The sequence below is a fragment of the Providencia sp. PROV209 genome, assembly GCF_028479485.1.
GTDB classification, from domain to species: domain Bacteria; phylum Pseudomonadota; class Gammaproteobacteria; order Enterobacterales; family Enterobacteriaceae; genus Providencia; species Providencia alcalifaciens.
In genome coordinates, this window is the sequence record NZ_JAMPNR010000004.1 from 111,332 (window position 1) to 136,395 (window position 25,064).

Sequence of the window (25,064 nt, forward strand, 5' to 3'; positions counted from 1 at the left end):
ATATGCGTATCATTGTTTATGGCAGTTTAAGACGCAAGCAAGGGAATCATCACTGGATGACTTATGCTCAGCTGCTAGGTGAGCATAAGCTAGAAGGCTATGAACTGTATGACCTTGGATATTATCCAGCGGTTGTTCGAGGGAATGGCACGATTGAATGCGAAGTTTATCGCATTAATCCCTCTATCTTAACTGAGTTAGACGAATTAAAGAAAAATTCGCAAGATTACGAGCGCGAGTTAATCCCGACACCTTATGGTAATGCGTGGATTTATCTCTATAAACATTCAGTTGAAGGTCTTCCCCGCATCAAAAGTGGTGATTGGCTAAAGCGCAATGAAGAAGAGTAATCCGTAGTGAATCCGTAATAAAAAAACGCCGGCACTGTATCAGTGACCGGCGTTTTTTCATATGCACTAAGCGTGGCTCATCGTATTGAATTCTCTTTTTTGAAATACAGCCAGCTTGCGTGATAAACATTGAGATAAAAAAAAGCACTGGCAAAAACCAGTGCTTTTTCTATCCACGGAAGGGATTAATTATTTTTTTGCAGCGCGTTCGAAAGAAGCGATAATTTCAGCTTTAGCAGCTTCCGCATTCTCCCAACCATCAACTTTAACCCACTTACCTTTTTCTAAATCTTTGTAATGCTCAAAGAAGTGAGTGATTTGTGCACGCAGCAGCTCAGGAATATCGTTCACATCTTTGATGTGGTCGTATTCTTTGCTCAGTTTAGTGTGTGGTACTGCAACTAATTTTGCATCTTCACCAGATTCGTCAGTCATTTTCAGCACGCCAACTGGACGGCAGCGGATAACTGAACCTGGTTGTAATGGGTATGGAGTTGGTACTAAAACGTCAACAGGGTCACCATCTAAAGACAGAGTATTGTTGATGTAACCATAGTTGCATGGATAGAACATCGCAGTAGACATGAAACGGTCTACAAACAATGCGCCAGATTCTTTATCAACTTCATATTTGATTGGATCAGCGTTAGCTGGAATTTCGATAATTACGTAGATATCTTCAGGCAGTTCTTTACCTGCCGGTACATTGTTCAGGCCCATTAAAATGTATCCTTATGAGTGCTTAAAATAACGTGGGGGACATTATAGCCGCAAAGAGAGGTAAAACTCACTAGTTGGAGAGAAATTCGATCAAAAAAGGCGAGAGAGCCTCGCCTTCAGGTCAAACGGAATGTTGATTATTCTGCGTCAGGGTACTCACGCATAAAGGATTCCGCTTTTTCAACCATGGCTTTCGTGCCCACAAAGAACGGCACACGTTGGTGCAATTTAGTTGGGACGATGTCTAACACGCGGTTAGTACCATCGCTTGCTTTACCGCCAGCTTGTTCCGCTAAGAATGAAATTGGGTTGCATTCGTACAGAAGGCGCAGTTTACCCGTAGGGTGACTTGCGGTGCTTGGGTAAATATAAATACCACCTTTGAGCAGGTTACGGTGGAAGTCTGCCACTAAAGAGCCGATATAACGAGTGGTATATGGGCGGTGGGTTGCTTCATCTTGCTCTTGGCAATATTTAATGTATTTCTTCACACCCATAGGGAACTTGATGTAGTTACCTTCGTTAATGGAATACATTTTACCTTCTGCTGGGAACATGACTTTTTCATGAGACAGACAGAATACACCTAATGATGGGTCGTAGGTGAAAGCATGAACACCGAAACCTGTGGTGTAGACCAACATGGTTGATGAACCGTAAACTACATAGCCCGCAGCAACTTGGCGGTTACCAGGTTGTAAGAAGTCAGCTTCTGTAACCGGTTGACCAATTGGAGTAATACGGTGATAAATAGAGAAGATAGTTCCAACGGAAACGTTTACATCGATGTTCGAAGAACCATCTAGTGGGTCCATTAAAACAACATATTTCGCGTTTTCTGCACGATCACCTTCGAAAATGACGATTTCATCTTCTTCTTCAGAGGCGATACCGGCAACTTCTCCGCGCGCTTTCAAAGCCGCTTTCAGTTTTTCGTTTGCATACAGGTCAAGCTTCATCTGAACTTCACCTTGGACATTCGACACACCACTAGTGCCGAGAATGTCAACGAGTCCAGCTTTGTTAATATCACGATGGATAATTTTAGCGCCCAGTTTAATCGCTGACAGTAATGCAGTCAGCTCACCTGTTGCATGAGGAAAATCTTGTTGCTTTTCGACGATGAATTCGCCTAATGTTTTCATGACGAAGGTCCTGAATAAAATTGACAGAAATTTGCGGGTCTTTATTGTACCCTCGGGCGGAGAGTTTATCTAAATAAAGAAAAGATTAATAGGCTAATACATTTATAAACCGGTGATTGATGAGTAGAATAGTAGAATAGTGACAAACCTCATGCTATTGGATGGAAAAGAATGCACATACATATTTTAGGCATATGCGGAACCTTTATGGGCAGCTTAGCCATTTTGGCTCGTTCTTTAGGGCACAAAGTGACTGGGTCTGATGCAAACGTCTACCCACCGATGAGTACATTGCTTGAAAAACAAGGCATTGAACTAATTCAAGGATTTGATCCCGCACAGTTAGAGCCAATCCCCGATATGGTGGTGATTGGGAATGCGATGACCCGTGGAAATCCGTGTGTTGAAGCGGTATTAGAGCGCGGTTTACCTTATACCTCAGGGCCTCAATGGCTCCATGATCATGTTCTTCCTGAGCGTTGGGTATTAGCGGTTGCAGGTACTCACGGTAAAACAACAACCGCGGGGATGCTTGCGTGGATCCTCCAAGATTGTGGCTATGAACCTGGCTTCCTGATTGGCGGTGTTCCGGGGAACTTTGATGTTTCTTCCCAAATTGGTAAGAGTCCTTTCTTTGTCATTGAAGCGGATGAGTACGATTGTGCATTCTTTGATAAACGTTCCAAGTTTGTTCATTACAGCCCTAAAACTCTGATTTTGAATAACCTTGAGTTTGACCATGCGGATATTTTTGAAAATCTAGAAGCGATTCAAAAGCAATTCCATCATTTGGTTCGTATTGTACCTAGTAGTGGCAAAATCTTTATGCCTAGTAATGATAGTAACCTCAAACAAGTCATGAACATGGGGTGCTGGAGTGAACAGGAGCTGGTGGGAGAAAACGGCGAATGGCATGCAGTGAAACTCAATCATGATGGTAGCCAGTTTGAAGTGTATTACCAGCAAGAAAAAGTGGGTGAAGTGAACTGGTCCCAAGTGGGTAATCACAATATTCAAAATGGCTTGATGGCAATTGCAGCTGCTCACCATGTTGGGGTTCCTGCGAAAGAAGCCTGTTTAGCATTGGATAAATTTATTAATGCTCGTCGCCGTCTTGAGCTACGCGGTGTTGAGAATGAGGTTAGTGTTTATGATGACTTTGCTCACCATCCAACGGCAATTTTAGCGACGTTAGAGGCATTACGTAGCAAAGTTGGTGGTACTTCACGTATTATTGCTGTGCTGGAGCCTCGCTCAAATACCATGAAAATGGGGATCAGTAAGAATGATATCGCGCCAGCTTTAGGTCGTGCGGATGAGGTCTTTTTATTCCAACCCGCCAATATTCCGTGGATGGTAACGGAAATTGCGGAGCATTGTGTGCAGCCAGCGCGTTGGCACGCTGATATTGATGCTCTCGCCAACATGGTGATTGAGACAGCTCAACCTGGCGACCACATTTTAGTCATGAGTAATGGCGGGTTTGGTGGGATCCATGAAAAGCTACTCGCTGGATTGAAGCGTAAAGCGGAAGCAAAACCGGAAGAGTAATATCAAAACTTCACATAAAAGCCCTAACAGTTTGTTGGGGCTTTTTTATAGTTGCTGAAGAATTTCGGTATTTGCTGAAGCAGGAGGACCTGAACAGCTTAATACCGTACCCTGTATCTCTTTCTTCACGTTGCCTAAATAACAATCTACAGAATCAGTAAATAGATGGAACAGGCATCCGACAGCAATAGCTTTTAATTTCCAAGATGGGAAAAAGAACAGCACAACATAAGCGATTGCCGCCCAAATTGTATGCATAGGATGGAAACCCACACCGCAACGATCAGGATCAAAAATAGGATCCGCAAGAAGATGGTCGAGATCGATAACCATCGTTGAGACCATTAATAATCCAGCAAGCTTCCAATTTTTTCGCCAAAATAAATAGCCAAATAAAAAAGGCACTAAAAAATGGAAACCGTAGTGAACGATGTTTCTTAAGATCTCAAATAACACAGGTTTATCTCGATAAGAATCAGTGGAAGACGGGTCACTATAGTGCCAAAAATGAAAAGAGGGAACTCAGTTCCCTCTTTTTAGATATATAAAGCGACGGGAAAGGACTAAAGTTCTTGTTCAAAGAGAACCTGAATGGCTTCGTACAGTTCGCGAGTCGTAAAATCATTCGTTGGTGTGGAGAAAATCGTATCATCACCAGCGATGCTGCCTAAGATACCTTCAGCTTTGCCGAGGGAGTCTAGCAGTCGGGCGATGAGCTGTGCTGCCCCTGGACTGGTACGGATCACAACGACAGAGTGGTTGTAATCAACATCTAAAACTAAGTTTTTCAATGGGCTAGTAGCAGTTGGGACACCTGGCTCGGTAGGTAAACAATACACCATTTCCATTTTTGCGTTGCGGGTACGTACAGCACCAAACTTCGTTAACATTCTGGAAATTTTAGATTGATTAATGTTTTCGAAGCCTTGCTCTTGAAGCGCAATCACAATTTCTGCTTGGGAGCTGAACTTTTCCTCTTTAAGGAGTGCTTTAAAGGCTTTTACCAAGTCTTCTTGTTTCGACATAGTGCGCATAATTAACCCATCTTTTTGGTATTAAACTGAGCTGTATTATGTGGAAAAGTGCATTTTTATGCAAGATAATTGAGTTTTGATGGTTTAATGAGCGATTTAAGATACGGTTTTTCTGGTAGGAAGCGCGTGATTATCTTAAATTGTTGGTTTGAAATTTAGTTTAAAAATAATTTGGTTTAACAATAAGTTGCTGTGAAAAAAATGTTAAATTATTAATCGGTGATTAATAAAGCATCAAGTAAAATTACATTTGATGTTAAATGCAATAGCAATAAAAACTATTTGTTAAAAAAGTGCCCGTTATCTCATTAACAGATAAGGAATTTGTTTAGAATAGCCCTATTGTGTTGGTGATTTATCTTGCGTTAACACTTCTCTCTAACTGTTAAAGAATTGTTTTTTATAAGTAATATGTTTAGTGCGTAGTCAGATGAATTCATATATTTTAAAGTACAATTAAGGAGTTTTAGAATGAAAGTTGCAGTCCTAGGTGCAGCAGGTGGTATCGGTCAGGCTCTCGCCCTTCTTCTCAAAAACCAGCTCCCAGCAGGTTCAGAACTCTCCCTCTACGACATCGCGCCAGTCACTCCGGGTGTTGCTGCTGATTTAAGCCACATCCCTACAGACGTTAAAGTTGTTGGTTTCGCGGGTGAAGATGCTACACCAGCACTGAAAGGGGCAGATGTTGTATTAATTTCTGCGGGTGTTGCACGTAAGCCAGGAATGGATCGCTCTGACCTGTTTAATGTGAACGCAGGCATTGTACGTAACCTTGTTCAACAAATCGCGGTCACCTGCCCGAAAGCACTGGTTGGTATTATTACTAACCCAGTGAATACTACCGTGGCTATCGCGGCTGAAGTCCTGAAAAAAGCGGGCGTATATGATAAAAACCGTCTGTTTGGTGTAACCACACTGGACATCATCCGTTCAAATACGTTTGTTGCTGAATTAAAAGGCAAGAAAACCCACGAAATCGAAGTGCCGGTTATCGGTGGGCACTCAGGTGTGACAATTCTGCCATTATTGTCTCAAATTCCAGGTGTTAGCTTCACTGATGAAGAAATTGCTGCACTGACTAAGCGTATTCAGAACGCGGGCACTGAAGTGGTTGAAGCTAAAGCAGGTGGCGGGTCAGCAACATTATCTATGGGTCAAGCAGCAGCTCGTCTGGGCTTATCTCTGGTCCGTGGTCTTCAAGGCGAAAGCAACGTGGTTGAATGCGTATACACAGAAGGTGAAGGTGAACACGCTCGCTTCTTCGCACAACCTGTTGTATTAGGTAAAAACGGTATCGAAAAACATTTACCAATTGGTAAGTTAAGTGCATTTGAAGAGAAAGCGCTGAAAGAGATGTTAGGCGTACTGAAAGCAGATATCGAATTAGGTGAAAAATTCATTAACAGCTAATGCTAGTTAAGATTTAACGCTTAAATAAGGGCTGAATTGTTTGATGCAATTCAGCCCTTTATTTTCATGTTTTATAAGTTTTCACTTATCAAAATAAGGGGAAATCCCCCGAAGGTGTAATAGAGTAATACCGCTCATTATTAATGAGAGAAATAATATATTTTATCTTTCAGCGCTGAATAGGAATGAAGACGAATTTTAACTGTTTTCCTCTGTTGGCTCCCTGTTTTCTATTTCTCCTATTTCTGTGACTTTTCTTGGTTTATCTCGAATCCTTCTTTCTAAGAGTTCACCCGTCATGGGGTCATAATAGCGGCTAGGCCAAATTTCGGATGGGTGAATACCTAAAAAGTTTGCGATGATCCATTCACCTTTTGGCCAAGGTCGCGATAGTGCATTCGCGAGAGTTGATGAGCTAAGCCCCGCTTCACGAGAAATAGCGGCAAGAGTTGTTCCACGTTTGCGTAATGCCGCAATGATATCTGCTGGGTGCCAGTTTGATTTCCGTAACATCATTTTTTAATCCTTTTTTCACTCAGAATCATGTAGAGTTAGTGGTACATCTAACAGAATATTGTGGTACATTCAGTACAATTGTTCTGTTATTGGAAATAAAATAACAGAATTTCCCAATAATAATTTCTAATTTTTTCTTAAAATTCATTTTTATGAAACTGTCGTTATTTTTATGAAAATAGTAGAAAGATTTAGATAATTATTGTGAGTTTAGCTAACGCATTGAAAATAAAAATAACTCATCGTGGTTAGCTCTCTATTTTTTATAATTTCTTATATTTATTCTCTTTATCGCGAAGATTTATATTTCTTAATAATGTATTGAATTATTTAAAAAGAATGAATTTCTTAATCCATACTATAAGTCTATTGATATAAAACAGAAAATACCGATATCTATATAACTTAGTAACAATTATTTTTAATATTAAAAGTAGGTATTGAAATGATTAAGAAAATAAGGAAAGTTTTTAGTTAATCGAAGTCGTCATCGTAATGACAAGGAGCGTCGATAATGATTAAAGAATGGTTAACAGCAAAAGAACTCGTTGGTCGTCAGGGGCTTCCATCAAGTACTCAGGGAATAAATGCGATGGCAAGGAGAGAAAATTGGTTGAGTCGAAAGCGAAGGGGGATTCAAGGTAAAGCACTTGAATACCATATTAGTTCGATTCCCATTGATCTCGAAGAACCAACCGTGATGTATGAAGCTCCAAGGATTTATCACGTTAAACGTGATGAGCATGCACATATTTGGCAAGAAGCGTATAACCAGCTTTCCCATGATGAGCGAGTGGCAGTTTTATCCTTCATTATGCGTAAAGGTGCTTTAGCGTTAATTGATCTTATTAATCAAAATAATCACATGTAAATTACATACTGTATTGAATCGAATAAATTTTTAGAAAAATAACTTTGGTATAGCGACAAAAGCAGGTTGCAAAATATAAGCTAAGCGTAAAAGTGATATTATGAAAAAATTGTGGTTCACTGCGAAAGAATTAGCAGGGTTAGAAGGTCTTCCATCTTCACCTCAAGGCATTAACTTGATGGCAAGAAGGGAAGGTTGGAAAAATCGACGAAAAAGAGGCGTTCAAGGGAAGGCCGTTGAATACTATGTAGAAAGTTTACCAAATGAGATCCAAAGGCAACTCTCACTTCACGAGCCATCGACACCTTATCAAGTGCAGCGGATTGATGCGCTACAAATTTGGTCTGAAGCTTATTATCAATTGACTGAAGCTGAGCGGAAAACGTTCGTAAAATATATTCTTCGTCACGGGCTATCGTCATTATTGGCTAAAATTGAGCCTGAAGAAGAGTAGGAAATTAAAAGGGTGAAATCACTTTCACCCTTTTAATTGTTTGTGTCGTGCTCTATCTATGGTTATGAATGACGCTGAATTGCCACATGTGCTAAGCCAATCAAGGCTTCTTTATAAACAGAGTCTTCAAGCGCATTTAAAGCATCAATGGCTTTTTGTGCCTCTTCTTGCGCACGTTGGTATGTGTATTCTAAGGAGCCACAGCGTTTCATTGTGCTAAGAACGGTTTCTAACAGATGACGCCCATTACCTTGCTCAATAGCTTGCCTGATCAGAGCTGACTCTTCTTCATTACCATGTTGCATTGCGTGTAATAGTGGGAGCGTTGGTTTCCCTTCATCAAGATCATCACCTGTATTTTTACCCAATTGAGTATTATCAGCATCATAATCCAGAAGATCGTCAACTAATTGGAATGCCGTACCAATATAGCGACCATAGTCTTGCAATGCTTTCTCTTGCTCAGGTGTTGCATTAGCTAAAATAGCGGAGGCATGGGATGCCGCTTCAAATAGGCGCGCAGTTTTACTGTAGATCACCTGCATATAGCTCTCTTCAGTAATATCAGGATCGTTACAGTTCATCAGCTGTAAAACTTCACCTTCTGCGATCACGTTGGTGGCTTCAGACATGAGTTTTAGAACACGCATCGAATCCAGATCCGTCATCATCTGGAAGGATCGTGTATAAATAAAGTCGCCCACTAATACGCTTGCAGCATTACCAAATACCGCATTAGCTGTCTGCTTCCCGCGACGCATATCCGATTCATCGACCACATCATCATGCAATAAAGTGGCTGTATGGATAAATTCGATTAATGCAGCGACTTGGATATGTTTGTGTTCAGAATAGCCAAGGGATCGTCCCGCAAGGATCGCGATCATCGGACGGATCCTTTTTCCGCCCCCACTCACGATGTAATAACCTAATTGATTGATTAATGCTACGTCTGAGTTTAATTGGCTGAGGATCGCTTCATTTACTGCTGACATATCCTCGGCTGTCAGTTCAACGATAGATTCTAAATTCATTGTAATATATTCATATTATTAGTTTTTGGGGAATTCCCTAAGTCAAAAATGGGAAAACCGATATCACAGTAATGACGTAAGCATAACACTATTAATAATAAGATTATCGGGTGAAATGCAAAAAATGTTTAAATAAGTAACAATTCAAGATATTCCTGATAAATCAGCTGGAAAAAGATATGACTGATAAAAAAGTCGTATTTTTTGTAATCTAACTGCATTATAGGCTTGTATTCTGCTGCTTTTTTGCGTAGAATTCGCGCCCTATTGTGAATATTTTATAGCGTGCTCTGGAATTGAAATATTTAGCGAGTACGCGGAAAGCGGAGTTAATATGTACGCGGTTTTCCAAAGTGGTGGTAAACAACACCGAGTTAGCGAAGGTCAAACTGTCCGCCTAGAAAAGCTGGACATCGCAACAGGTGAAACTGTTGAATTTGATCACGTTCTGATGGTTGCTAATGGCGATGAGATCCAAATCGGTGCTCCTATCGTTGAAGGCGTTAAAGTGAAAGCGGAAGTAGTTGCACACGGTCGTGGCGATAAAGTTAAAATCGTTAAGTTCCGTCGTCGTAAACACAGCCGTAAACAGCAAGGTCACCGTCAGTGGTTCACTGATGTTAAGATCACTGTCATCGCTTAAGATTTAGGAGAGCAGATTAATGGCACACAAAAAGGCTGGTGGTTCGACTCGTAACGGTCGTGACTCAGAAGCAAAACGTTTAGGTGTTAAACGTTTTGGTGGTGAAGCTGTATTAGCAGGTAGCATCATCGTTCGTCAACGTGGTACTAAGTTCCACGCAGGTAACAACGTTGGTTGTGGCCGTGACCACACTCTGTTCGCATTAGCGGACGGTAAAGTTAAATTTGAAGTTAAAGGTCCTAACAATCGTAAATTTATCAGCATCGAAGCTGAATAAGTTTTCTGACTTTTAATTTTTGAATTAAAGCCCTGCAAAAACCTTTTGCGGGGCTTTTTATATTCAGAATACGCCATCTCTGGGTAATACCGCCATTCGGCACTATAATGGCCAGCAGACGGAGAAAGAATTATGAAATTTGTAGATGAAGCCAAAATTTTGGTCGTGGCAGGAGATGGTGGCAATGGTTGTGTCAGCTTCCGCCGTGAAAAATATATCCCGAAAGGTGGACCTGACGGTGGTGACGGTGGTGACGGTGGAGATGTCTACTTACAGGCAGACGAAAACCTTAACACGCTGATTGACTATCGTTTTGAAAAATCATTTCGTGCAGAACGTGGTCAAAATGGTCAAAGCCGTGAGTGTACAGGTAAACGTGGTCAAGACATCACGGTAAAAGTCCCTGTAGGAACGCGTGTACGCGATCTTGGCACCAACGAAGTACTCTGTGACATGACTCGTCACGATCAACGCCACATGGTCGCTAAAGGCGGTTTCCATGGGCTTGGTAACACCCGTTTCAAATCTTCTGTTAACCGTGCTCCGCGTCAGCGTACCATGGGAACAAAAGGTGAAACGCGTGAGATCTTATTAGAATTGATGTTACTTGCGGACGTAGGAATGCTGGGGATGCCGAATGCGGGTAAATCCACCTTTATTCGCTCCGTATCAGCTGCAAAACCAAAAGTTGCAGATTATCCATTTACTACCTTGGTCCCAAGCCTGGGTGTGGTACGTATGGATAACGAGCAAAGCTTTGTAGTTGCAGATATTCCTGGGTTGATCGAAGGCGCGGCAGAAGGTGCGGGTCTGGGGATTCAATTCCTGAAGCACTTAGAACGCTGTCGTGTATTACTGCATCTTATTGATATTTGCCCAATTGACGAATCGGATCCAGTAGAAAATGCCAAGATCATCGTGGGTGAATTAGAGAAATACAGCGAAAAACTGGCACAAAAACCACGTTGGTTAGTCTTCAACAAAGTGGATATCTTAGGTGAAGAAGAGTCTGCAAAACGTGCAGCCGAAATTGCCAAAGGTATGGGCTGGGAAGATAAGTATTATATGATTTCTGCGGTGAACCACGAAGGTGTGAAAGCACTGTGTTGGGATATCATGGAGTTCATGAATACTCAGCCGCGTAATATGGCAGTTGAAGATGAAAATAGCCAACCAGAAAAAGTTGAATTCATGTGGGATGATTACCACAAAGAGCAGCTTTCTGGTGCTGAAGATCTTGATGACGACTGGGATGATGATTGGGATGAAGATGACGACGAAGGTGTCGAATTCATTTATCAAAAATAAGCATGCTTAAGTCACATAAAAAGGCACAACTTGCGAAGGTTGTGCCTTTTTTATTATCTAGATCCTAAAAGGATCTTTGATAGGATCAGTTCTTCTGATAGAGATCGCGATAAAGGCGGCTTTCAAAACGAACCAATGGTACCCGGCGGCTGTTGTATTGACTTTGTGGAACTGCATAAGCAGAAATAAACTGAACAAATGCCACTTTCTCGCCACTCGCAGTCGTAATAAAGCCCGCGAGGTTATAAACGCCTTGTAGTGCGCCTGTTTTCGCTGATACTTTGCCATTGACTCCAGCCTCATCCAAGCCACCACGATAACGTAATGTCCCGTCATGCCCTGCAAGTGGCAGCATTGAAATGTAATCGAGCTGCTGATCATTTTTCGCGATAAATTGCAAAACTTGCATCATTGTCGCAGGGGTGATCAAGTTATGGCGAGATAAACCAGAACCATCGACCATTACTGTGTTGCCCAAATCAATACCTGCTTTTTGTTTGAGAACTTGTCTAACCGCATCAGAGCCTGAGCGCCAAGTACCCGGTACACCATAATAATCCCGACCAATGGTTCTAAAAACAGTATCAGCAATCATGTTATCTGATTTTTTCAGCATGATTTTTAATAGATCATGCAGTGGCTTGGATTCTGTTTTGACGAGTACTTGAGACTGAGGCGTTGGTTGAGTTCGTTTTTTAACCGCTCCGGATAGCTCAATACCTGCAACCTGCAGTTCATTTTTGACGATAGCACCTGAGTAGCTGGCACCATTTTGTACAGCAAATGCGAGTGGCAAGGGTTCGCTACGTTGGGTTAAGCAGCCTGTTAAGGTATAGCGATTCAATTCGCCAGGAACAACGTCTAACTCGCAGTAACGAGCTTCTGGTGAGCCTTTAGCGAGGGTTTTGACCTCACTAAACATATTAACGGGGTAGAAACTCGCTGTTTTGATATATGCCATCTCCCCAGCTTTATCTGATGGGTAAAGGGAAACAGAAAAACAGTTTCGATCAATAATTGCGGCAGCCGGCGGAGCACTAAAACACTGTGTCATGTCGTTCCATACCCAGCCAGGTGCTTTATCATGGCTAGCAAAAGCTGAAATATCGACAATAAGGTCACCATCGACTTTATGTATGCCAACTTGTTTCAAGGCATTGACCATATTTCGAATTTGCTGGCGCGTTAAGGTTGGGTCTCCACTAAAACGGATCACCAAGTCCCCAGACAATGTATTGTTATTCAACTTTCCATTGGTTTCAAAGTTAGTCACAAAACGGTAGTCAGGACCAAGTTGTAATAATGCAGCAAGGGCAGTAACAACTTTTTGTGTACTGGCGGGCAGAGCCATCTGTTGAGCGTTATAATCGATAAGAGGGGTATTACTTCCTACTTTTTGCGCAACCAGAGCAAGGTTAGTGCCGTCAGGGAGATACTGCTTGTAATCATCGATAGGGATAGCAGAAGCTTGCGACGTGATGAAGGCAAGCCCTAAAGTGAAGATTAATTTTCTGGTTGATGTTAGTAGCGACATATATTTCACGCATTAGGGTAGACATAGTGCACATACTAAAGTGTAATGCCCAATAAAGTAAACGATGATCCGCTATTAACTCTCAGTTAAAATAGCGAACAGTATGATAAGATAAGTCATTAAGTTGGTCTGATTGAGTTATTGACACCCTAAGTTGTTGAACACCCCCTACATACCCTGGTGTTCGGTGTACTGTTGTTACAAAATCAGGAAGATACTTTTTTAGATAGGATTGAATTAGAGGTATTTATCAAATGAAACAGATTCCAATGACGGTATTTGGTGCTAACAAGCTAAGAGAAGAGCTCGAGTATCTGAAATCTGTCCGTCGCCCTGAAATTATTGCTTCGATTGCTGAAGCTCGCGAACATGGCGATTTAAAAGAAAACGCGGAATATCATGCTGCGCGTGAGCAACAAGGCTTTTGTGAAGGCCGTATTCAAGAGATTGAATCTAAACTTTCTCATTCTCAAGTGATTGACGTGACAAAAATGGCAAATAATGGTCGAGTCATTTTTGGTGCGACGGTTTCTGTATTGAATGTGGATACTGACGAAGAGTTAACCTATCGAATCGTAGGTGATGATGAAGCTGACATTAAAGTGAACTTAATCTCAGTGAACTCACCGATTGCACGTGGGTTAGTGGGTAAAGAAGTTGATGATGTCGTGACAATTAAGACACCGGGCGGAGATGTTGAATTCGAAATTCTTAAAGTTGAGTATATCTGATTCCTATTTCCCTGAATTGGTTATATTATTTTACTGATTTAGAGAAAAAGGCCGCTGGCGGCCTTTTTCGTCATATAAAACATGCGTTCAATGGCATTTTTATATAAATGAGTAGTTATTATTTAGGTAAACTAATTTTGCGCTCTACTGATGGACGATAGAGAACAAGAATTTTACCGATAACTTGAACATTTGCTGCACCAGTTTCGCGAACAATCGCTTCAGCGATCAAATTTTTAGTTTCACGATCTTCGCCAGCGATTTTGACTTTGATAAGCTCATGGTGTGCTAATGAGACTTCGATTTCAGCCAAAACACCCTCAGTTAAACCATTGTTGCCAATCATAACAACTGGGTTTAAGTGATGAGCGAGACTTTTTAGGTGTTGAATTTGTTTTTTGTTAAGATTCATCGATTTTTTGCTTGGTTAGTATTGAAAATGGCATATTCTACCGCCATCTGATTACTATCACCATCTATTAATCTTGTTTGATGGTAATGAAGCAGCTAATGATTACCCGAAAGTAATCCAGTAACAGGTTGGCAGCGCGTTAACACTTTCCCAGTAAACAGCGTTATTTATGTGACTTGGGTAGAAAAAATGAAGCTAACTCTCTGTAACTTGAAGAATGTCGGGAAATGTATTTCTATTAGTATAGTTGGAAAGTGCAATGGCCAATAAAAAACGTTCAGCAAGCTCCAGTCGTTGGTTGCAAGAACATTTTAGTGATAAATATGTTCAGCAAGCACAAAAGAAAGGGCTCCGCTCGCGTGCATGGTTTAAACTGGATGAAATCCAGCAAAGTGATAAGATTTTTAAACCAGGTATGACCGTTGTTGATTTAGGTGCTGCCCCTGGTGGATGGTCACAATACGTTGTTGGTCAAATTGGTCACAACGGTCGTATTATTGCTTGTGACTTACTACCAATGGATCCAATCGTCGGCGTGGATTTCCTTCAAGGGGATTTTCGTGATGATGCCGTGCTAGCTGCTTTGTTAGAGCGAGTGGGCGATAAAAAAGTACAAGTGGTTATGTCTGACATGGCCCCAAATATGAGCGGAACACCCGCAGTGGATATTCCCCGCTCTATGTATCTGGTTGAATTAGCATTGGATATGTGCCGTGCGGTATTGGCTCCTGGGGGAAGTTTTATCGTTAAAGTATTTCAGGGAGAAGGCTTTGACGAATACCTTAGGGATATCCGCTCCCTGTTTACGAAGGTTAAAGTTCGTAAACCCGAATCTTCGCGGGCACGATCGCGTGAAGTATACATTGTAGCGACAGGACTAAAACTATAGTACCCTGAGCGTTATTTGTTAACACAGTTGTAAGGTGAGGTTAATCCCTTGAGTGACATGGCGAAAAACCTAATTCTCTGGTTAGTCATCGCAGTTGTTCTGATGTCCTTGTTCCAGAGTTTTGGCCCAAGCGATTCGAATAGTCGCAGAGTTGATTATTCAACGTTTATCAATGAGTTAGCCCAGGATCAGGTACGTGAAGTTCGTATCACAGGTCGTGAATTGAACGTCAGAAAAGCGGATAACAGCCGCTACACTACTTATCTGCCTATGCAGGATGAGAAGTTGTTAGACACCTTGTTAAACAAGAATGTTACTGTCGTCGGTGAACCACCAGAAGAGCCTAGCTTACTGACATCTATTTTCATTTCCTGGTTCCCAATGCTGCTGTTGATTGGTGTCTGGATCTTCTTTATGCGCCAAATGCAAGGTGGCGGCGGTAAAGGGGCGATGTCATTCGGTAAAAGCAAAGCTCGTATGCTGACAGAAGATCAGATCAAAACAACATTTGCTGATGTTGCGGGCTGTGATGAAGCGAAAGAGGAAGTGGGTGAGATCGTAGACTTCCTACGTGAACCAGCTCGTTTCCAAAAACTCGGTGGTAAAATTCCGAAAGGTGTCCTGATGGTAGGACCGCCGGGTACAGGTAAAACATTACTCGCTAAAGCTATTGCGGGTGAAGCAAAAGTCCCATTCTTTACCATTTCTGGTTCTGACTTCGTGGAAATGTTTGTGGGTGTGGGGGCTTCCCGTGTTCGTGATATGTTCGAACAAGCGAAAAAAGCGGCTCCTTGTATCATCTTTATCGATGAAATCGATGCTGTTGGTCGTCAACGTGGCGCAGGCTTAGGTGGTGGTCACGATGAACGTGAACAGACACTGAACCAAATGCTGGTTGAGATGGATGGTTTCGAAGGTAATGAAGGTATTATCGTGATCGCGGCAACTAACCGTGCTGATGTTCTGGATCCTGCATTACTGCGTCCAGGTCGTTTTGACCGTCAAGTTGTGGTTGGTTTGCCAGATGTTCGTGGTCGTGAGCAAATCTTAAAAGTTCATATGCGTCGTGTGCCAATCGATCCAGCAGTTGATACTACGATTCTGGCTCGTGCTACCCCTGGTTTCTCGGGTGCGGAATTAGCAAACTTAGTGAACGAAGCGGCATTGTTTGCAGCGCGTGAAAATAAACGTGTTGTTACCATGGCTGAATTCGAAAGAGCACGCGATAAAGTATGGCTGGGTGCTGAGCACCGCTCACTGATGATGACTGAAGAGCAGAAAGAATCGACAGCCTATCATGAAGCTGGACACGCAATCGTTGGTTACTTAATGCCAGAGCATGACCCTGTGCATAAAGTGACAATTATTCCTCGTGGCCGTGCTCTGGGTGTGACTTTCTACTTACCTGAAGGCGACCAAATCAGTGCGAGCCGCCAGAAGTTAGAAGGAAATATCGCAAGTACATACGGTGGTCGTATTGCAGAAGAACTGATCTACGGTTATGACAAAATCTCAACTGGCGCATCAGGTGATATTCAGCAAGCAACCAGCACTGCGAGAAAAATGGTGACTCAGTGGGGCTTTTCTGACAAGTTAGGTCCAGTGTTATATTCTGAAGAAGAGGGTCCTGCATTCTTAGGTCGTTCAGGGCAGAGCTCAACTTACTCTGATGAAACTGCACGTATCATTGACGAAGAAATTAAAGCAATCATCGACCGTGGTTATCAGGTTGCACATAAAACCTTAACCGACAATATGGATATTCTGCATGCGATGAAAGATGCATTATTGAAATATGAAACAATCGATATGCCAATGATTGATGACCTGATGAATCGCCGTCCAGTACGCGCGCCAGCAGGCTGGGATGAGGATAAAAAAGTGAACAATGTTACAGGTTCATTTGGTGCTGCGGCTAGCACATCAAAACCTGAAGCAAAGCCAGCTGAGACTCAACCAGAAGAGCCAACTGAAAAATCAGATGAAAACGATTCATCCGATAATAACGAGAGCAAGCCACAATAAGCTGTCGTGATAAGTTGAATAATTAAAAACCCCAGGTTACTGGGGTTTTTTACGTTAAGGAAAAATAATCATGCATATTAAAGCCCGAGGTCGCCTCCTTGACTTATCAACCCCTCAAGTGATGGGGATTCTGAATGTTACTCCTGACTCATTTTCAGATGGTGGCACTCATAATCGTTATCATGATGCCCTCGACCATGTTGCTAAAATGGTCCAAGCCGGCGCAACAATTATTGATATCGGCGGCGAATCAACTCGACCAGGTGCTGCTGAAGTTTCGATTAGTGAGGAGCTCGATCGTGTTGTACCCGTGGTAGACGCTATTGCAAAGCGTTTTGATGTGTGGATTTCTGTCGACACTTCGAAAGCTCAAGTTATGGATGAAGCCGCAAAAGTAGGTATGCATATTATTAATGACATTCGTTCACTACATGAAGCAGGTTCCCTTGAAGTGGCTGCAAGGCTGGGGCTACCAGTGTGTATTATGCATATGCAAGGTCAGCCGAGAACAATGCAAGATGCACCAAATTATGTGGATGTTGTCAAAGACGTTAAAGATTATCTTGCCGGTGAAATTGAACGCTGTGTGGCGGCGGGAATTGATAAACAGCAAATAATCCTCGATCCAGGCTTTGGTTTTGGCAAGAACCTGTCGCATAATTACCAGCTACTAGCGCATTTAGATCAATTTCATGATTTCGGACTACCGCTCTTGGCAGGACTGTCACGGAAATCTATGATTGGACAATTATTAAATGTTCCACCTCAAGAACGTCTTGCGGGCAGCTTAGCTTGTGCCACCATTGCGGCAATGCAAGGGGCACAAATTATCCGAGTTCATGATGTGAAAGAGACTGTACAAGCAATGCAAGTCGTTCAGATGACTCTGTCAGAAAAGGAAAAATTAGCGTATGAGTAACCGTAAATATTTTGGTACTGATGGTATTCGTGGAAAAGTAGGCGACAGCCCAATTACTCCTGATTTTGTTTTAAAATTAGGCTGGGCCGCAGGTAAAGTGCTGGCTCGTCACGGTTCACGTAAAATTATCATTGGTAAAGATACGCGTATTTCTGGCTATATGTTGGAGTCTTCATTAGAAGCTGGTTTAGCTGCGGCAGGGTTATCCGCATCATTTACAGGCCCAATGCCAACACCAGCTGTGGCTTACTTAACTCGTACTTTCCGTGCAGAGGCAGGGATTGTGATTTCAGCTTCTCATAACCCTTACTATGATAACGGGATTAAGTTCTTCTCTATTGACGGAACTAAACTGCCTGACGAAGTTGAAGAAGCCATTGAAGCTGAAATGGAAAAACCGATCACTTGCGTTGAATCAGCAGAACTTGGTCGTGCGAACCGTATCGTTGATGCGGCGGGGCGTTACATTGAATTCTGCAAAGGGACATTCCCTAACGAACAGAGCTTAAACAGCCTTAAAGTGGTTTTAGATTGTGCGAACGGCGCCACTTATCATATTGCACCAAACGTTTTCAGTGAGTTAGGTGCTCAAGTCATCACTATGGGTTGTGATCCTAATGGGATCAACATCAACGAAGAGTGTGGTGCTACTGACGTTCGTAAGTTACAAGAGCGTGTGATTGCAGAAAAGGCAGATGTGGGCTTAGCGTTTGATGGTGATGGTGACCGGATCATTATGGTCGACCATCAAGGTAATAAAGTCGATGGCGACCAAATACTGTATATCATTGCTCGTGAAGCGCTGCGTCAAGGTCAGTTAAAAGGTGGCGTTGTCGGTACTCTAATGAGCAACATGGGTCTGGAAATAGCCCTGAAACAGTTAGGTATCCCGTTTGAGCGTGCAAAAGTGGGAGACCGTTATGTGCTCGAAAAATTACAAGAAAAAGGCTGGCGTATGGGGGCTGAAAACTCCGGTCATGTGATTTTATTAGATAAAACCACCACAGGTGACGGTATTGTCGCTGGTCTTCAAGTGTTAAGTGCAATGGTTCGTAACCACATGAGCTTACATGACCTGTGTAGCGGTATGAAGCTTCTACCTCAAATTCTTGTTAACGTGCGCTTTAAAGGCAAACACGATCCTTTGCAAAGTGAAGCGGTTGTTGCTGCGAATGAACAAGTTGAAAAAGAGTTAGCGGGTAAAGGGCGTGTGTTACTGAGAAAGTCAGGTACTGAGCCTCTGATCCGTGTCATGGTTGAAGGTGAAAACGAAGACGTTGTCACTGAAATGGCAAACCGCATTGCCGATGCAGTTAAAGCGGCCGGTTAATGTTGCACATTCTCCCTTATCGCGGATAAAAACTGACCTAAGGGAGAGAAATTACTAAGCTGAGTATGATATTTCGATGGTTTGCTGTTTTTTTCTTCAATTAGTCAAATGAAATCAAAATAGACTTGCTTGTCAGCTCAGCTTTGGTTAGTATTCGCACCTGCTCAATTCCGTAATAGTGTTTTGAGTAGGTGTGCAGTATAAGGGTCATAGCATAGGCTATGCGCCGTAACTGAATAGGTAACTCAAATGTATATAGCTCTTTTAGTTGTTTTCTTGCTCGCGGCTATCGGCCTGATTGGTCTGGTCATGTTACAGCAAGGTAAAGGTGCTGACATGGGTGCATCATTCGGTGCGGGCGCTTCTGCAACACTGTTTGGTTCATCGGGTTCAGGTAACTTCATGACCCGCATGACTGGAATCTTGGCTGCTGTGTTTTTCGTTATCAGTTTAATTCTTGGCAACATGACTGCCAACAAGTATGGAACTGGTGCAGGTAGTAAGTGGGAAAACATTAGCGAACCGGCAAAAGTCGAGCAACCAACAGACGTTCCGGCAGCACCAGCAACACCAACGAGCGATATTCCTCGTTAAGTGTGAAAGATTCCGGATGACCGCATTGTGTTCTCATCAATGTAGTCTCAACTAGCAGTAACGTAGTAAGAAGTTAAAAATTTGAGGTTATTGATTGATAAATTAGTAACCTCGCCTCAGTGCCGAGGTGGTGAAATTGGTATACACGCTACCTTGAGGTGGTAGTGCCTACAAAACGGGCGTACGGGTTCAAGTCCCGTCCTCGGCACCATTATTTTAGACGACTTGTGAAGTCACAATAGTCAGTGTAAAATAGTCACGTTTCGAACGCGGGATGGAGCAGCATGGTAGCTCGTCGGGCTCATAACCCGAAGGTCGTTGGTTCAAATCCAGCTCCCGCAACCATTTCTCTTAGTCAAACATATCTTGCAGCAACAATATCAGATATCGTTATCGTAATTTCTCATCGATTTATCTAGATTTTCAAGGTATACTAAGAGCACGGTAAACCCATGCACTATGGGTCCAGTTACAAAAGCCCCGAATTTCGGGGTTTTTTGTTATTTGACAATCGAATTAACTGGGCTTTATGCCCTTTTTTTATGTCTGGGGGTGGGCTTGTCCACATTAGAGCAAAAATTAACAGAGATGGTTTCGGCACCAGTGGAAGCACTAGGCTTTGAGTTTGTAGGCTTAGAATTTGTTCGCGGGCGTACGTCGACACTGCGTATTTTCATTGATAGTGAAGAAGGCATCACTGTTGATGACTGTGCTGATGTCAGCCATCAAGTGAGTGCAGTATTGGATGTCGAAGATCCAATTTCTGTGATTTATAACCTTGAGATATCGTCACCGGGTATGGAACGTCCACTGTTCACCATCGCTCATTATGAGCGTTTTATGGGTGAAGAAGTGGCTCTGTCACTGCGTATAGCGATGCAGAACCGTCGTAGATGGCAAGGAATTATCAAAGCCGTTGATGGTGAAATGATTACGGTTACTGTAGATGGTAAGGATGAGGTGTTCGCCCTCGGCAACATCCAGAAAGCTAACTTAGTACCACACTTTTAATTAAGTTCAATGAGGCAACTAGGATGAACAAAGAAATTCTGGCTGTTGTTGAAGCGGTTTCTAACGAAAAATCCCTCCCTCGTGAAAAAATCTTCGAGGCTCTGGAAACTGCGCTGGCGACAGCAACGAAAAAGAAATATGAGCAAGAGATTGATGTTCGCGTAGAAATCGATCGTAAATCGGGTGATTTCGATACGTTTCGTCGTTGGGTGATTGTTGACGAAGTCACAATGCCAACGCGTGAAATTACACTGGAAGCTGCACAATTTGAAGATCCTGCATTGCAGCTAGGTGAATACGTCGAAGACCAAATCGAATCAGTTGTATTTGACCGTATTACCACGCAAACCGCTAAGCAAGTTATCGTACAAAAAGTTCGTGAAGCTGAGCGTGCGATGGTGGTTGACCAATTCCGTGAGCAACAAGGTGAAATCATCACTGCTCAGGTTAAAAAAGTTAACCGTGAAAACATTACCTTAGATTTAGGTAATAATGCAGAAGCTGTGATCCTGCGCGAAGATATGCTACCACGCGAGAACTTCCGCCCTGGTGACCGTATCCGCGGAGTCCTGTATGATGTTCGCCCTGAAGCTCGTGGCGCACAGCTTTTTGTAACTCGTTCTCGTCCAGAGATGCTGGTTGAATTATTCCGCATCGAAGTACCAGAAATTGGCGAAGAAATCATTGAGATCAAAGCTGCGGCTCGTGATCCCGGTTCTCGTGCAAAAATCGCAGTAAAAACGAACGACAAGCGTATCGATCCAGTTGGAGCTTGTGTTGGTATGCGCGGTGCTCGAGTTCAAGCGGTTTCTAGTGAATTAGGCGGCGAGAGAATCGACATTGTGTTATGGGATGATAACCCAGCGCAATTCGTTATTAATGCTATGGCTCCGGCAGATGTGGCATCTATTGTGGTTGATGAAGACAACTGTACGATGGATGTTGCCGTTGAAAGCAGTAACTTAGCACAAGCAATTGGACGTAATGGACAAAACGTTCGCTTAGCGGCTCAGTTACTGAAAATCCACCGTGGTGATGACAAGTGGGAACTGAATGTCATGACAGCGGAAGAGCTGAATGCAAAACATCAGGCAGAAGCACACGCTTCTATTGAAACATTCACTAAGCATCTAGATATTGATGAAGAGTTTGCTACAACACTTGTTGAAGAAGGCTTCTCGACATTAGAAGAACTGGCTTACGTGCCTATTAAAGAACTTCTGGAAATTGACGGTCTTGATGAAGAAACCGTTGAAGTTCTACGTGAAAGAGCAAAAGCTGCCCTCACCACAATTGAACTAGCTCAAAAAGAGAGTTTGGGTGATAATCAGCCAGCAGAAGATTTGTTGAATCTTGATGGTATGGATCGTACTCTGGCCTATAATTTGGCTACTCACGGTATCTGTACACTGGAAGATCTTGCTGAGCAGGGCATCGACGACCTGATTGATATCGAAGGTCTGAATAATGAGAAAGCAGGTGAACTCATTATGGCAGCACGTAATATTTGCTGGTTCGGAAACGATGCGTAAACACTGTAGCAGGAAGGAACGGCATGACAGAAACTGTAAAATCACTGGCAACGGAAATTCAAACCACAGTTGAACGCCTGGTACAGCAATTTGCTGAAGCAGGGATCACGAAAGGTGCGAATGACTCTGTTAGCCAGACTGAAAAAGAAACTTTACTGAACCACTTAAACCGTGAACAAGGCGGAGCAGCGGGTCAGCCAAGTAAATTAACACTGCAGCGTAAAACTCGTAGTACGCTGAGTGTTCCAGTCACCGGTGGCAAAAGCAAATCGGTAAATGTTGAAGTCCGCAAAAAACGCACTTATGTGAACCGCGACGCTGAAGAAGCGCAAGCGGAAGAGCAGGCGCAGCGTGAAGCGGAAGAGCAAGCACAGCGCGAAGCTGAGGAACTGGCAAAACGTGAAGTTGAAGCGAAACGTGCAGCGGAAGATGCTGCAAAACGTGACGCTGAAGCTAACGCAAAACGTGAAGCCGAAGAGAAAGCAAAACGTGAAGCAGCTGATAAAGCTACGCGCGAAGTAGCGGAAAGAGAAAAAGTGAAACAAAGCGAAAATCAAAAACCAAGCAAAGCGGCGACAGAAAGTAACGCTGACAAACAGCGTCTTGAAGCCGAAGCTGCCCAACTGAAACGCAAAGCGGAAGAAGAAACTCAACGTAAAGTTGAAGCTGATGCGCGTCGTGTTGCTGAAGAAGCCCGTAAAATGGCTGAAGAAAAAGCGGGAGACTGGAACTCAGAGAGTAAATCTGAAGAAGACAGCGACTATCATACAACGACATCTACTCACGCTCGTGCGGCAGAAGATGAAAGTGATGAGAAAGAAGAAGGTCGTCGTTCACGTAACCGTACCGCAAAAGCACCTCGTCAAAAGAAAGGTAATAAACTTTCTGAAAAAGCGGATCGCGAAGAAGAACGCGCAGCTGGTCGTTCAGGTCGCTCTAAAGGTAAGCAACGTAAAGGTAGCTCTTTACAACAAAGCTTCACCAAACCTGTTGCAGCAGTAAACCGTGATGTCGTTATCGGCGAAACTATCACTGTTGGCGAATTAGCGAACAAGATGGCGGTTAAAGGCTCTCAAGTCATTAAAACGATGATGAAAATGGGCGCAATGGCAACCATCAACCAAGTGATTGACCAAGAAACTGCACAATTAGTTGCAGAAGAAATGGGTCACAAAGTTATTTTGCGTCGTGAGAATGAGTTAGAAGAATCGGTAATGAATGACCGTGACACTGGCTCCGCAGTAAGAGAACCTCGCGCGCCAGTTGTTACTATCATGGGTCACGTTGACCACGGTAAAACCTCTTTACTGGATTACATTCGTTCAACGAAAGTGGCATCAGGTGAAGCAGGTGGTATTACTCAGCACATCGGTGCATACCATGTTCAAACTGACAAAGGTATGATCACCTTCTTAGACACCCCAGGTCACGCCGCGTTTACATCAATGCGTGCTCGTGGTGCTCAGGCAACGGATATCGTTGTTCTGGTTGTTGCTGCGGATGATGGTGTTATGCCTCAAACAATCGAAGCTATCCAGCATGCGAAAGCAGCGGGTGTGCCAATCGTTGTTGCGGTAAACAAAATGGATAAACCAGAAGCTGACCCAGATCGCGTCAGAAATGAGCTGTCTCAGTACGGCGTTATTTCTGAAGAGTGGGGCGGTGACACTCAGTTTATCGGTGTATCTGCGAAAGTCGGTACCGGTATCGATGAACTGTTAGATGCTATTTTACTGCAAGCTGAAGTTTTAGAACTGAAAGCAGTCTATGCAGGCATGGCAAGCGGTGTAGTTGTTGAATCTTACCTAGACAAAGGTCGTGGCCCAGTTGCTACAATCTTAGTTCAAGAAGGTACATTGAACAAAGGCGACATCGTGCTGTGTGGATTTGAATATGGCCGTATTCGTGCAATGCGCAACGAATTAGGTAAGGAAGTGCTGTCTGCGGGGCCTTCAATGCCAGTTGAGATTCTGGGTCTGTCCAGTGTTCCTTCTGCCGGTGATGAAGCTACCGTGGTTCGTGATGAGAAGAAAGCGCGTGAAGTTGCCCTGTATCGTCAAGGTAAATTCCGTGATGTGAAATTAGCTCGTCAGCAGAAATCTAAACTGGAAAACATGTTTGCTAACATGGAAGAAGGTAAAGTTTCTGAACTGAATATTGTACTGAAAACTGACGTTCAAGGTACCTGTGAAGCTATCACTGACTCTCTGATGAAACTGTCAACTGATGAAGTTAAAATTAAAATCATTGGTTCAGGCGTGGGTGGTATCACCGAAACTGACGCAACTCTGGCAGCGGCTTCTAATGCGATTATTCTTGGCTTTAACGTCCGTGCGGATGCATCTGCTCGTCGTGTAGTTGAAAGCGAAAGTGTTGATTTACGTTACTACTCAGTTATCTATAGCCTGATTGATGAAATCAAACAAGCGATGAGTGGTATGTTGGCACCAGAATACAAACAGCAAATCATGGGTCTTGCAGAAGTCCGTGATGTATTTAAATCACCGAAATTTGGTGCAATTGCTGGTTGTATGGTTACTGAAGGTACCATCAAACGTAATAATCCAATTCGCGTTCTGCGTGATAACGTGGTTATCTACGAAGGTGAGCTGGAATCACTGCGCCGCTTTAAAGATGACGTTAGTGAAGTTCGTAACGGTATGGAATGTGGTATCGGTGTTAAGAACTACAACGATGTCCGTACCGGCGATATGATCGAAGTCTTTGAAATTATCGAAGTTAAGCGTTCAATCGACGGTTAATTTTGTGAGTAC

The 25,064-nt window shown here is 43.0% G+C and carries 25 protein-coding genes and 2 tRNA genes; 19 read left to right on the forward strand and 8 right to left on the reverse strand.

Going from position 1 to position 25,064, the window contains the following annotated elements; genetic code table 11:
* Positions 1-2 precede the first annotated feature (2 nt).
* Positions 3-350 carry a gamma-glutamylcyclotransferase family protein gene (locus tag PR795_RS05610; protein ID WP_006657999.1) on the forward strand — a complete coding sequence of 116 codons (348 nt, stop codon included), beginning with the start codon at positions 3-5 and terminating at the stop codon, positions 348-350.
* Between the two features lie 189 nt (positions 351-539).
* Here PR795_RS05610 and ppa read toward each other — a convergent pair whose 3' ends face one another.
* Both ppa and fbp read right to left on the reverse strand, forming a co-directional pair.
* Positions 540-1,070 (reverse strand): inorganic diphosphatase, encoded by a 531-nt coding sequence (ppa, locus tag PR795_RS05615; RefSeq protein WP_006658000.1) that lies wholly within the window; start codon positions 1,068-1,070, stop codon positions 540-542.
* Positions 1,071-1,207: 137 nt separating this feature from the next.
* The gene (gene fbp, locus PR795_RS05620; protein WP_006658001.1) at positions 1,208-2,215 is read right to left on the reverse strand and encodes a class 1 fructose-bisphosphatase; all 1,008 of its coding nucleotides are present in this window, start codon (positions 2,213-2,215) and stop codon (positions 1,208-1,210) included.
* A 171-nt stretch (positions 2,216-2,386) separates the two neighbouring features.
* On the opposite strand from fbp, the gene mpl reads away from it, so the two are divergent.
* Positions 2,387-3,766 (forward strand): UDP-N-acetylmuramate:L-alanyl-gamma-D-glutamyl-meso-diaminopimelate ligase, encoded by a 1,380-nt coding sequence (gene mpl / locus PR795_RS05625; protein ID WP_036963257.1) that lies wholly within the window; start codon positions 2,387-2,389, stop codon positions 3,764-3,766.
* Positions 3,767-3,811: 45 nt separating this feature from the next.
* Here the strand turns inward: mpl and PR795_RS05630 are convergent, their stop codons facing one another.
* Both PR795_RS05630 and argR read right to left on the reverse strand, forming a co-directional pair.
* Entirely contained in the window at positions 3,812-4,222 is a 411-nt protein-coding gene (locus PR795_RS05630) for a DUF6122 family protein (RefSeq protein ID WP_006662405.1), read from the reverse strand.
* A 107-nt stretch (positions 4,223-4,329) separates the two neighbouring features.
* Positions 4,330-4,800, reverse strand: a complete 471-nt coding sequence (gene argR, locus PR795_RS05635) for a transcriptional regulator ArgR (RefSeq protein WP_006662406.1) — start codon at positions 4,798-4,800, stop codon at positions 4,330-4,332.
* Positions 4,801-5,271: 471 nt separating this feature from the next.
* Between argR and mdh the strand changes: the two genes are divergently transcribed.
* Positions 5,272-6,210, forward strand: coding sequence for a malate dehydrogenase (mdh, locus tag PR795_RS05640; RefSeq protein ID WP_006658005.1), 939 nt, complete (start codon positions 5,272-5,274; stop codon positions 6,208-6,210).
* A 198-nt stretch (positions 6,211-6,408) separates the two neighbouring features.
* Here mdh and PR795_RS05645 read toward each other — a convergent pair whose 3' ends face one another.
* Entirely contained in the window at positions 6,409-6,726 is a 318-nt protein-coding gene (locus PR795_RS05645; RefSeq protein ID WP_036967652.1) for a helix-turn-helix domain-containing protein, read from the reverse strand.
* Between the two features lie 514 nt (positions 6,727-7,240).
* Here PR795_RS05645 and PR795_RS05650 point away from each other — a divergent pair.
* Positions 7,241-7,597 carry a DNA-binding protein gene (locus PR795_RS05650; protein ID WP_006658007.1) on the forward strand — a complete coding sequence of 119 codons (357 nt, stop codon included), beginning with the start codon at positions 7,241-7,243 and terminating at the stop codon, positions 7,595-7,597.
* A 100-nt stretch (positions 7,598-7,697) separates the two neighbouring features.
* Positions 7,698-8,051: a DNA-binding protein gene (locus PR795_RS05655; protein WP_006658008.1), complete on the forward strand. Its 354-nt coding sequence runs from the start codon at positions 7,698-7,700 to the stop codon at positions 8,049-8,051.
* 62 nt (positions 8,052-8,113) lie between these two features.
* Here PR795_RS05655 and ispB read toward each other — a convergent pair whose 3' ends face one another.
* Positions 8,114-9,085, reverse strand: a complete 972-nt coding sequence (gene ispB, locus PR795_RS05660; RefSeq protein ID WP_006658009.1) for an octaprenyl diphosphate synthase — start codon at positions 9,083-9,085, stop codon at positions 8,114-8,116.
* A 334-nt stretch (positions 9,086-9,419) separates the two neighbouring features.
* Here ispB and rplU point away from each other — a divergent pair, with 334 nt between their 5' ends.
* From rplU to cgtA, 3 genes are all read left to right on the forward strand, one after another.
* Positions 9,420-9,728 (forward strand): 50S ribosomal protein L21, encoded by a 309-nt coding sequence (rplU, locus tag PR795_RS05665; RefSeq protein WP_006658010.1) that lies wholly within the window; start codon positions 9,420-9,422, stop codon positions 9,726-9,728.
* A 19-nt stretch (positions 9,729-9,747) separates the two neighbouring features.
* Positions 9,748-10,005: a 50S ribosomal protein L27 gene (rpmA, locus tag PR795_RS05670; RefSeq protein WP_004905922.1), complete on the forward strand. Its 258-nt coding sequence runs from the start codon at positions 9,748-9,750 to the stop codon at positions 10,003-10,005.
* Between the two features lie 132 nt (positions 10,006-10,137).
* Positions 10,138-11,313 carry an Obg family GTPase CgtA gene (cgtA, locus tag PR795_RS05675; protein WP_006658012.1) on the forward strand — a complete coding sequence of 392 codons (1,176 nt, stop codon included), beginning with the start codon at positions 10,138-10,140 and terminating at the stop codon, positions 11,311-11,313.
* Between the two features lie 85 nt (positions 11,314-11,398).
* Here the strand turns inward: cgtA and dacB are convergent, their stop codons facing one another.
* Positions 11,399-12,847, reverse strand: coding sequence for a serine-type D-Ala-D-Ala carboxypeptidase (dacB, locus tag PR795_RS05680; RefSeq protein WP_181480354.1), 1,449 nt, complete (start codon positions 12,845-12,847; stop codon positions 11,399-11,401).
* Positions 12,848-13,101: 254 nt separating this feature from the next.
* On the opposite strand from dacB, the gene greA reads away from it, so the two are divergent.
* Positions 13,102-13,578, forward strand: a complete 477-nt coding sequence (gene greA, locus PR795_RS05685) for a transcription elongation factor GreA (RefSeq protein WP_006658014.1) — start codon at positions 13,102-13,104, stop codon at positions 13,576-13,578.
* A gap of 118 nt (positions 13,579-13,696) precedes the next feature.
* Here the strand turns inward: greA and yhbY are convergent, their stop codons facing one another.
* Positions 13,697-13,990 carry a ribosome assembly RNA-binding protein YhbY gene (gene yhbY, locus PR795_RS05690; RefSeq protein WP_006658015.1) on the reverse strand — a complete coding sequence of 98 codons (294 nt, stop codon included), beginning with the start codon at positions 13,988-13,990 and terminating at the stop codon, positions 13,697-13,699.
* A gap of 259 nt (positions 13,991-14,249) precedes the next feature.
* Here yhbY and rlmE point away from each other — a divergent pair, with 259 nt between their 5' ends.
* From rlmE to infB, 10 genes are all read left to right on the forward strand, one after another.
* Positions 14,250-14,879: a 23S rRNA (uridine(2552)-2'-O)-methyltransferase RlmE gene (rlmE, locus tag PR795_RS05695; protein ID WP_006658016.1), complete on the forward strand. Its 630-nt coding sequence runs from the start codon at positions 14,250-14,252 to the stop codon at positions 14,877-14,879.
* A gap of 57 nt (positions 14,880-14,936) precedes the next feature.
* On the forward strand, positions 14,937-16,904 hold the full coding sequence (gene ftsH, locus PR795_RS05700) for an ATP-dependent zinc metalloprotease FtsH (protein WP_036967645.1): 1,968 nt from the start codon (positions 14,937-14,939) through the stop codon (positions 16,902-16,904).
* A gap of 70 nt (positions 16,905-16,974) precedes the next feature.
* Entirely contained in the window at positions 16,975-17,823 is an 849-nt protein-coding gene (gene folP / locus PR795_RS05705) for a dihydropteroate synthase (RefSeq protein ID WP_006658018.1), read from the forward strand.
* Positions 17,816-19,153 (forward strand): phosphoglucosamine mutase, encoded by a 1,338-nt coding sequence (gene glmM, locus PR795_RS05710; RefSeq protein ID WP_006658019.1) that lies wholly within the window; start codon positions 17,816-17,818, stop codon positions 19,151-19,153. Before folP ends, glmM begins: the two co-directional genes overlap by 8 nt.
* Positions 19,154-19,402: 249 nt before the next feature.
* A complete protein-coding gene (secG, locus tag PR795_RS05715) occupies positions 19,403-19,747 on the forward strand; it encodes a preprotein translocase subunit SecG (protein ID WP_006658020.1) in 345 nt (114 codons plus the stop codon).
* A gap of 121 nt (positions 19,748-19,868) precedes the next feature.
* A tRNA-Leu gene (locus PR795_RS05720) sits at positions 19,869-19,958 on the forward strand.
* Between the two features lie 57 nt (positions 19,959-20,015).
* Positions 20,016-20,092 (forward strand) — tRNA-Met (locus PR795_RS05725).
* Positions 20,093-20,305: 213 nt separating this feature from the next.
* On the forward strand, positions 20,306-20,758 hold the full coding sequence (gene rimP, locus PR795_RS05730; RefSeq protein WP_006662411.1) for a ribosome maturation factor RimP: 453 nt from the start codon (positions 20,306-20,308) through the stop codon (positions 20,756-20,758).
* Positions 20,759-20,781: 23 nt separating this feature from the next.
* On the forward strand, positions 20,782-22,290 hold the full coding sequence (nusA, locus tag PR795_RS05735; protein ID WP_006662412.1) for a transcription termination factor NusA: 1,509 nt from the start codon (positions 20,782-20,784) through the stop codon (positions 22,288-22,290).
* Positions 22,291-22,313: 23 nt separating this feature from the next.
* A complete protein-coding gene (gene infB, locus PR795_RS05740) occupies positions 22,314-25,052 on the forward strand; it encodes a translation initiation factor IF-2 (RefSeq protein WP_006662413.1) in 2,739 nt (912 codons plus the stop codon).
* Positions 25,053-25,064 lie beyond the last annotated feature (12 nt).

Bases quoted from the DNA above. Each gene is read 5' to 3' on its own strand.
- PR795_RS05610 (WP_006657999.1), top strand. From the start codon at position 3: ATGCGTATCATTGTTTATGGCAGTTTAAGACGCAAGCAAGGGAATCAT.
- ppa (WP_006658000.1), bottom strand. From the start codon at position 1,070: ATGGGCCTGAACAATGTACCGGCAGGTAAAGAACTGCCTGAAGATATC.
- fbp (WP_006658001.1), bottom strand. From the start codon at position 2,215: ATGAAAACATTAGGCGAATTCATCGTCGAAAAGCAACAAGATTTTCCT.
- mpl (WP_036963257.1), top strand. From the start codon at position 2,387: ATGCACATACATATTTTAGGCATATGCGGAACCTTTATGGGCAGCTTA.
- argR (WP_006662406.1), bottom strand. From the start codon at position 4,800: ATGCGCACTATGTCGAAACAAGAAGACTTGGTAAAAGCCTTTAAAGCA.
- mdh (WP_006658005.1), top strand. From the start codon at position 5,272: ATGAAAGTTGCAGTCCTAGGTGCAGCAGGTGGTATCGGTCAGGCTCTC.
- PR795_RS05645 (WP_036967652.1), bottom strand. From the start codon at position 6,726: ATGATGTTACGGAAATCAAACTGGCACCCAGCAGATATCATTGCGGCA.
- PR795_RS05650 (WP_006658007.1), top strand. From the start codon at position 7,241: ATGATTAAAGAATGGTTAACAGCAAAAGAACTCGTTGGTCGTCAGGGG.
- PR795_RS05655 (WP_006658008.1), top strand. From the start codon at position 7,698: ATGAAAAAATTGTGGTTCACTGCGAAAGAATTAGCAGGGTTAGAAGGT.
- ispB (WP_006658009.1), bottom strand. From the start codon at position 9,085: ATGAATTTAGAATCTATCGTTGAACTGACAGCCGAGGATATGTCAGCA.
- rplU (WP_006658010.1), top strand. From the start codon at position 9,420: ATGTACGCGGTTTTCCAAAGTGGTGGTAAACAACACCGAGTTAGCGAA.
- rpmA (WP_004905922.1), top strand. From the start codon at position 9,748: ATGGCACACAAAAAGGCTGGTGGTTCGACTCGTAACGGTCGTGACTCA.
- cgtA (WP_006658012.1), top strand. From the start codon at position 10,138: ATGAAATTTGTAGATGAAGCCAAAATTTTGGTCGTGGCAGGAGATGGT.
- dacB (WP_181480354.1), bottom strand. From the start codon at position 12,847: ATGTCGCTACTAACATCAACCAGAAAATTAATCTTCACTTTAGGGCTT.
- greA (WP_006658014.1), top strand. From the start codon at position 13,102: ATGAAACAGATTCCAATGACGGTATTTGGTGCTAACAAGCTAAGAGAA.
- yhbY (WP_006658015.1), bottom strand. From the start codon at position 13,990: ATGAATCTTAACAAAAAACAAATTCAACACCTAAAAAGTCTCGCTCAT.
- rlmE (WP_006658016.1), top strand. From the start codon at position 14,250: ATGGCCAATAAAAAACGTTCAGCAAGCTCCAGTCGTTGGTTGCAAGAA.
- ftsH (WP_036967645.1), top strand. From the start codon at position 14,937: ATGGCGAAAAACCTAATTCTCTGGTTAGTCATCGCAGTTGTTCTGATG.
- folP (WP_006658018.1), top strand. From the start codon at position 16,975: ATGCATATTAAAGCCCGAGGTCGCCTCCTTGACTTATCAACCCCTCAA.
- glmM (WP_006658019.1), top strand. From the start codon at position 17,816: ATGAGTAACCGTAAATATTTTGGTACTGATGGTATTCGTGGAAAAGTA.
- secG (WP_006658020.1), top strand. From the start codon at position 19,403: ATGTATATAGCTCTTTTAGTTGTTTTCTTGCTCGCGGCTATCGGCCTG.
- nusA (WP_006662412.1), top strand. From the start codon at position 20,782: ATGAACAAAGAAATTCTGGCTGTTGTTGAAGCGGTTTCTAACGAAAAA.
- infB (WP_006662413.1), top strand. From the start codon at position 22,314: ATGACAGAAACTGTAAAATCACTGGCAACGGAAATTCAAACCACAGTT.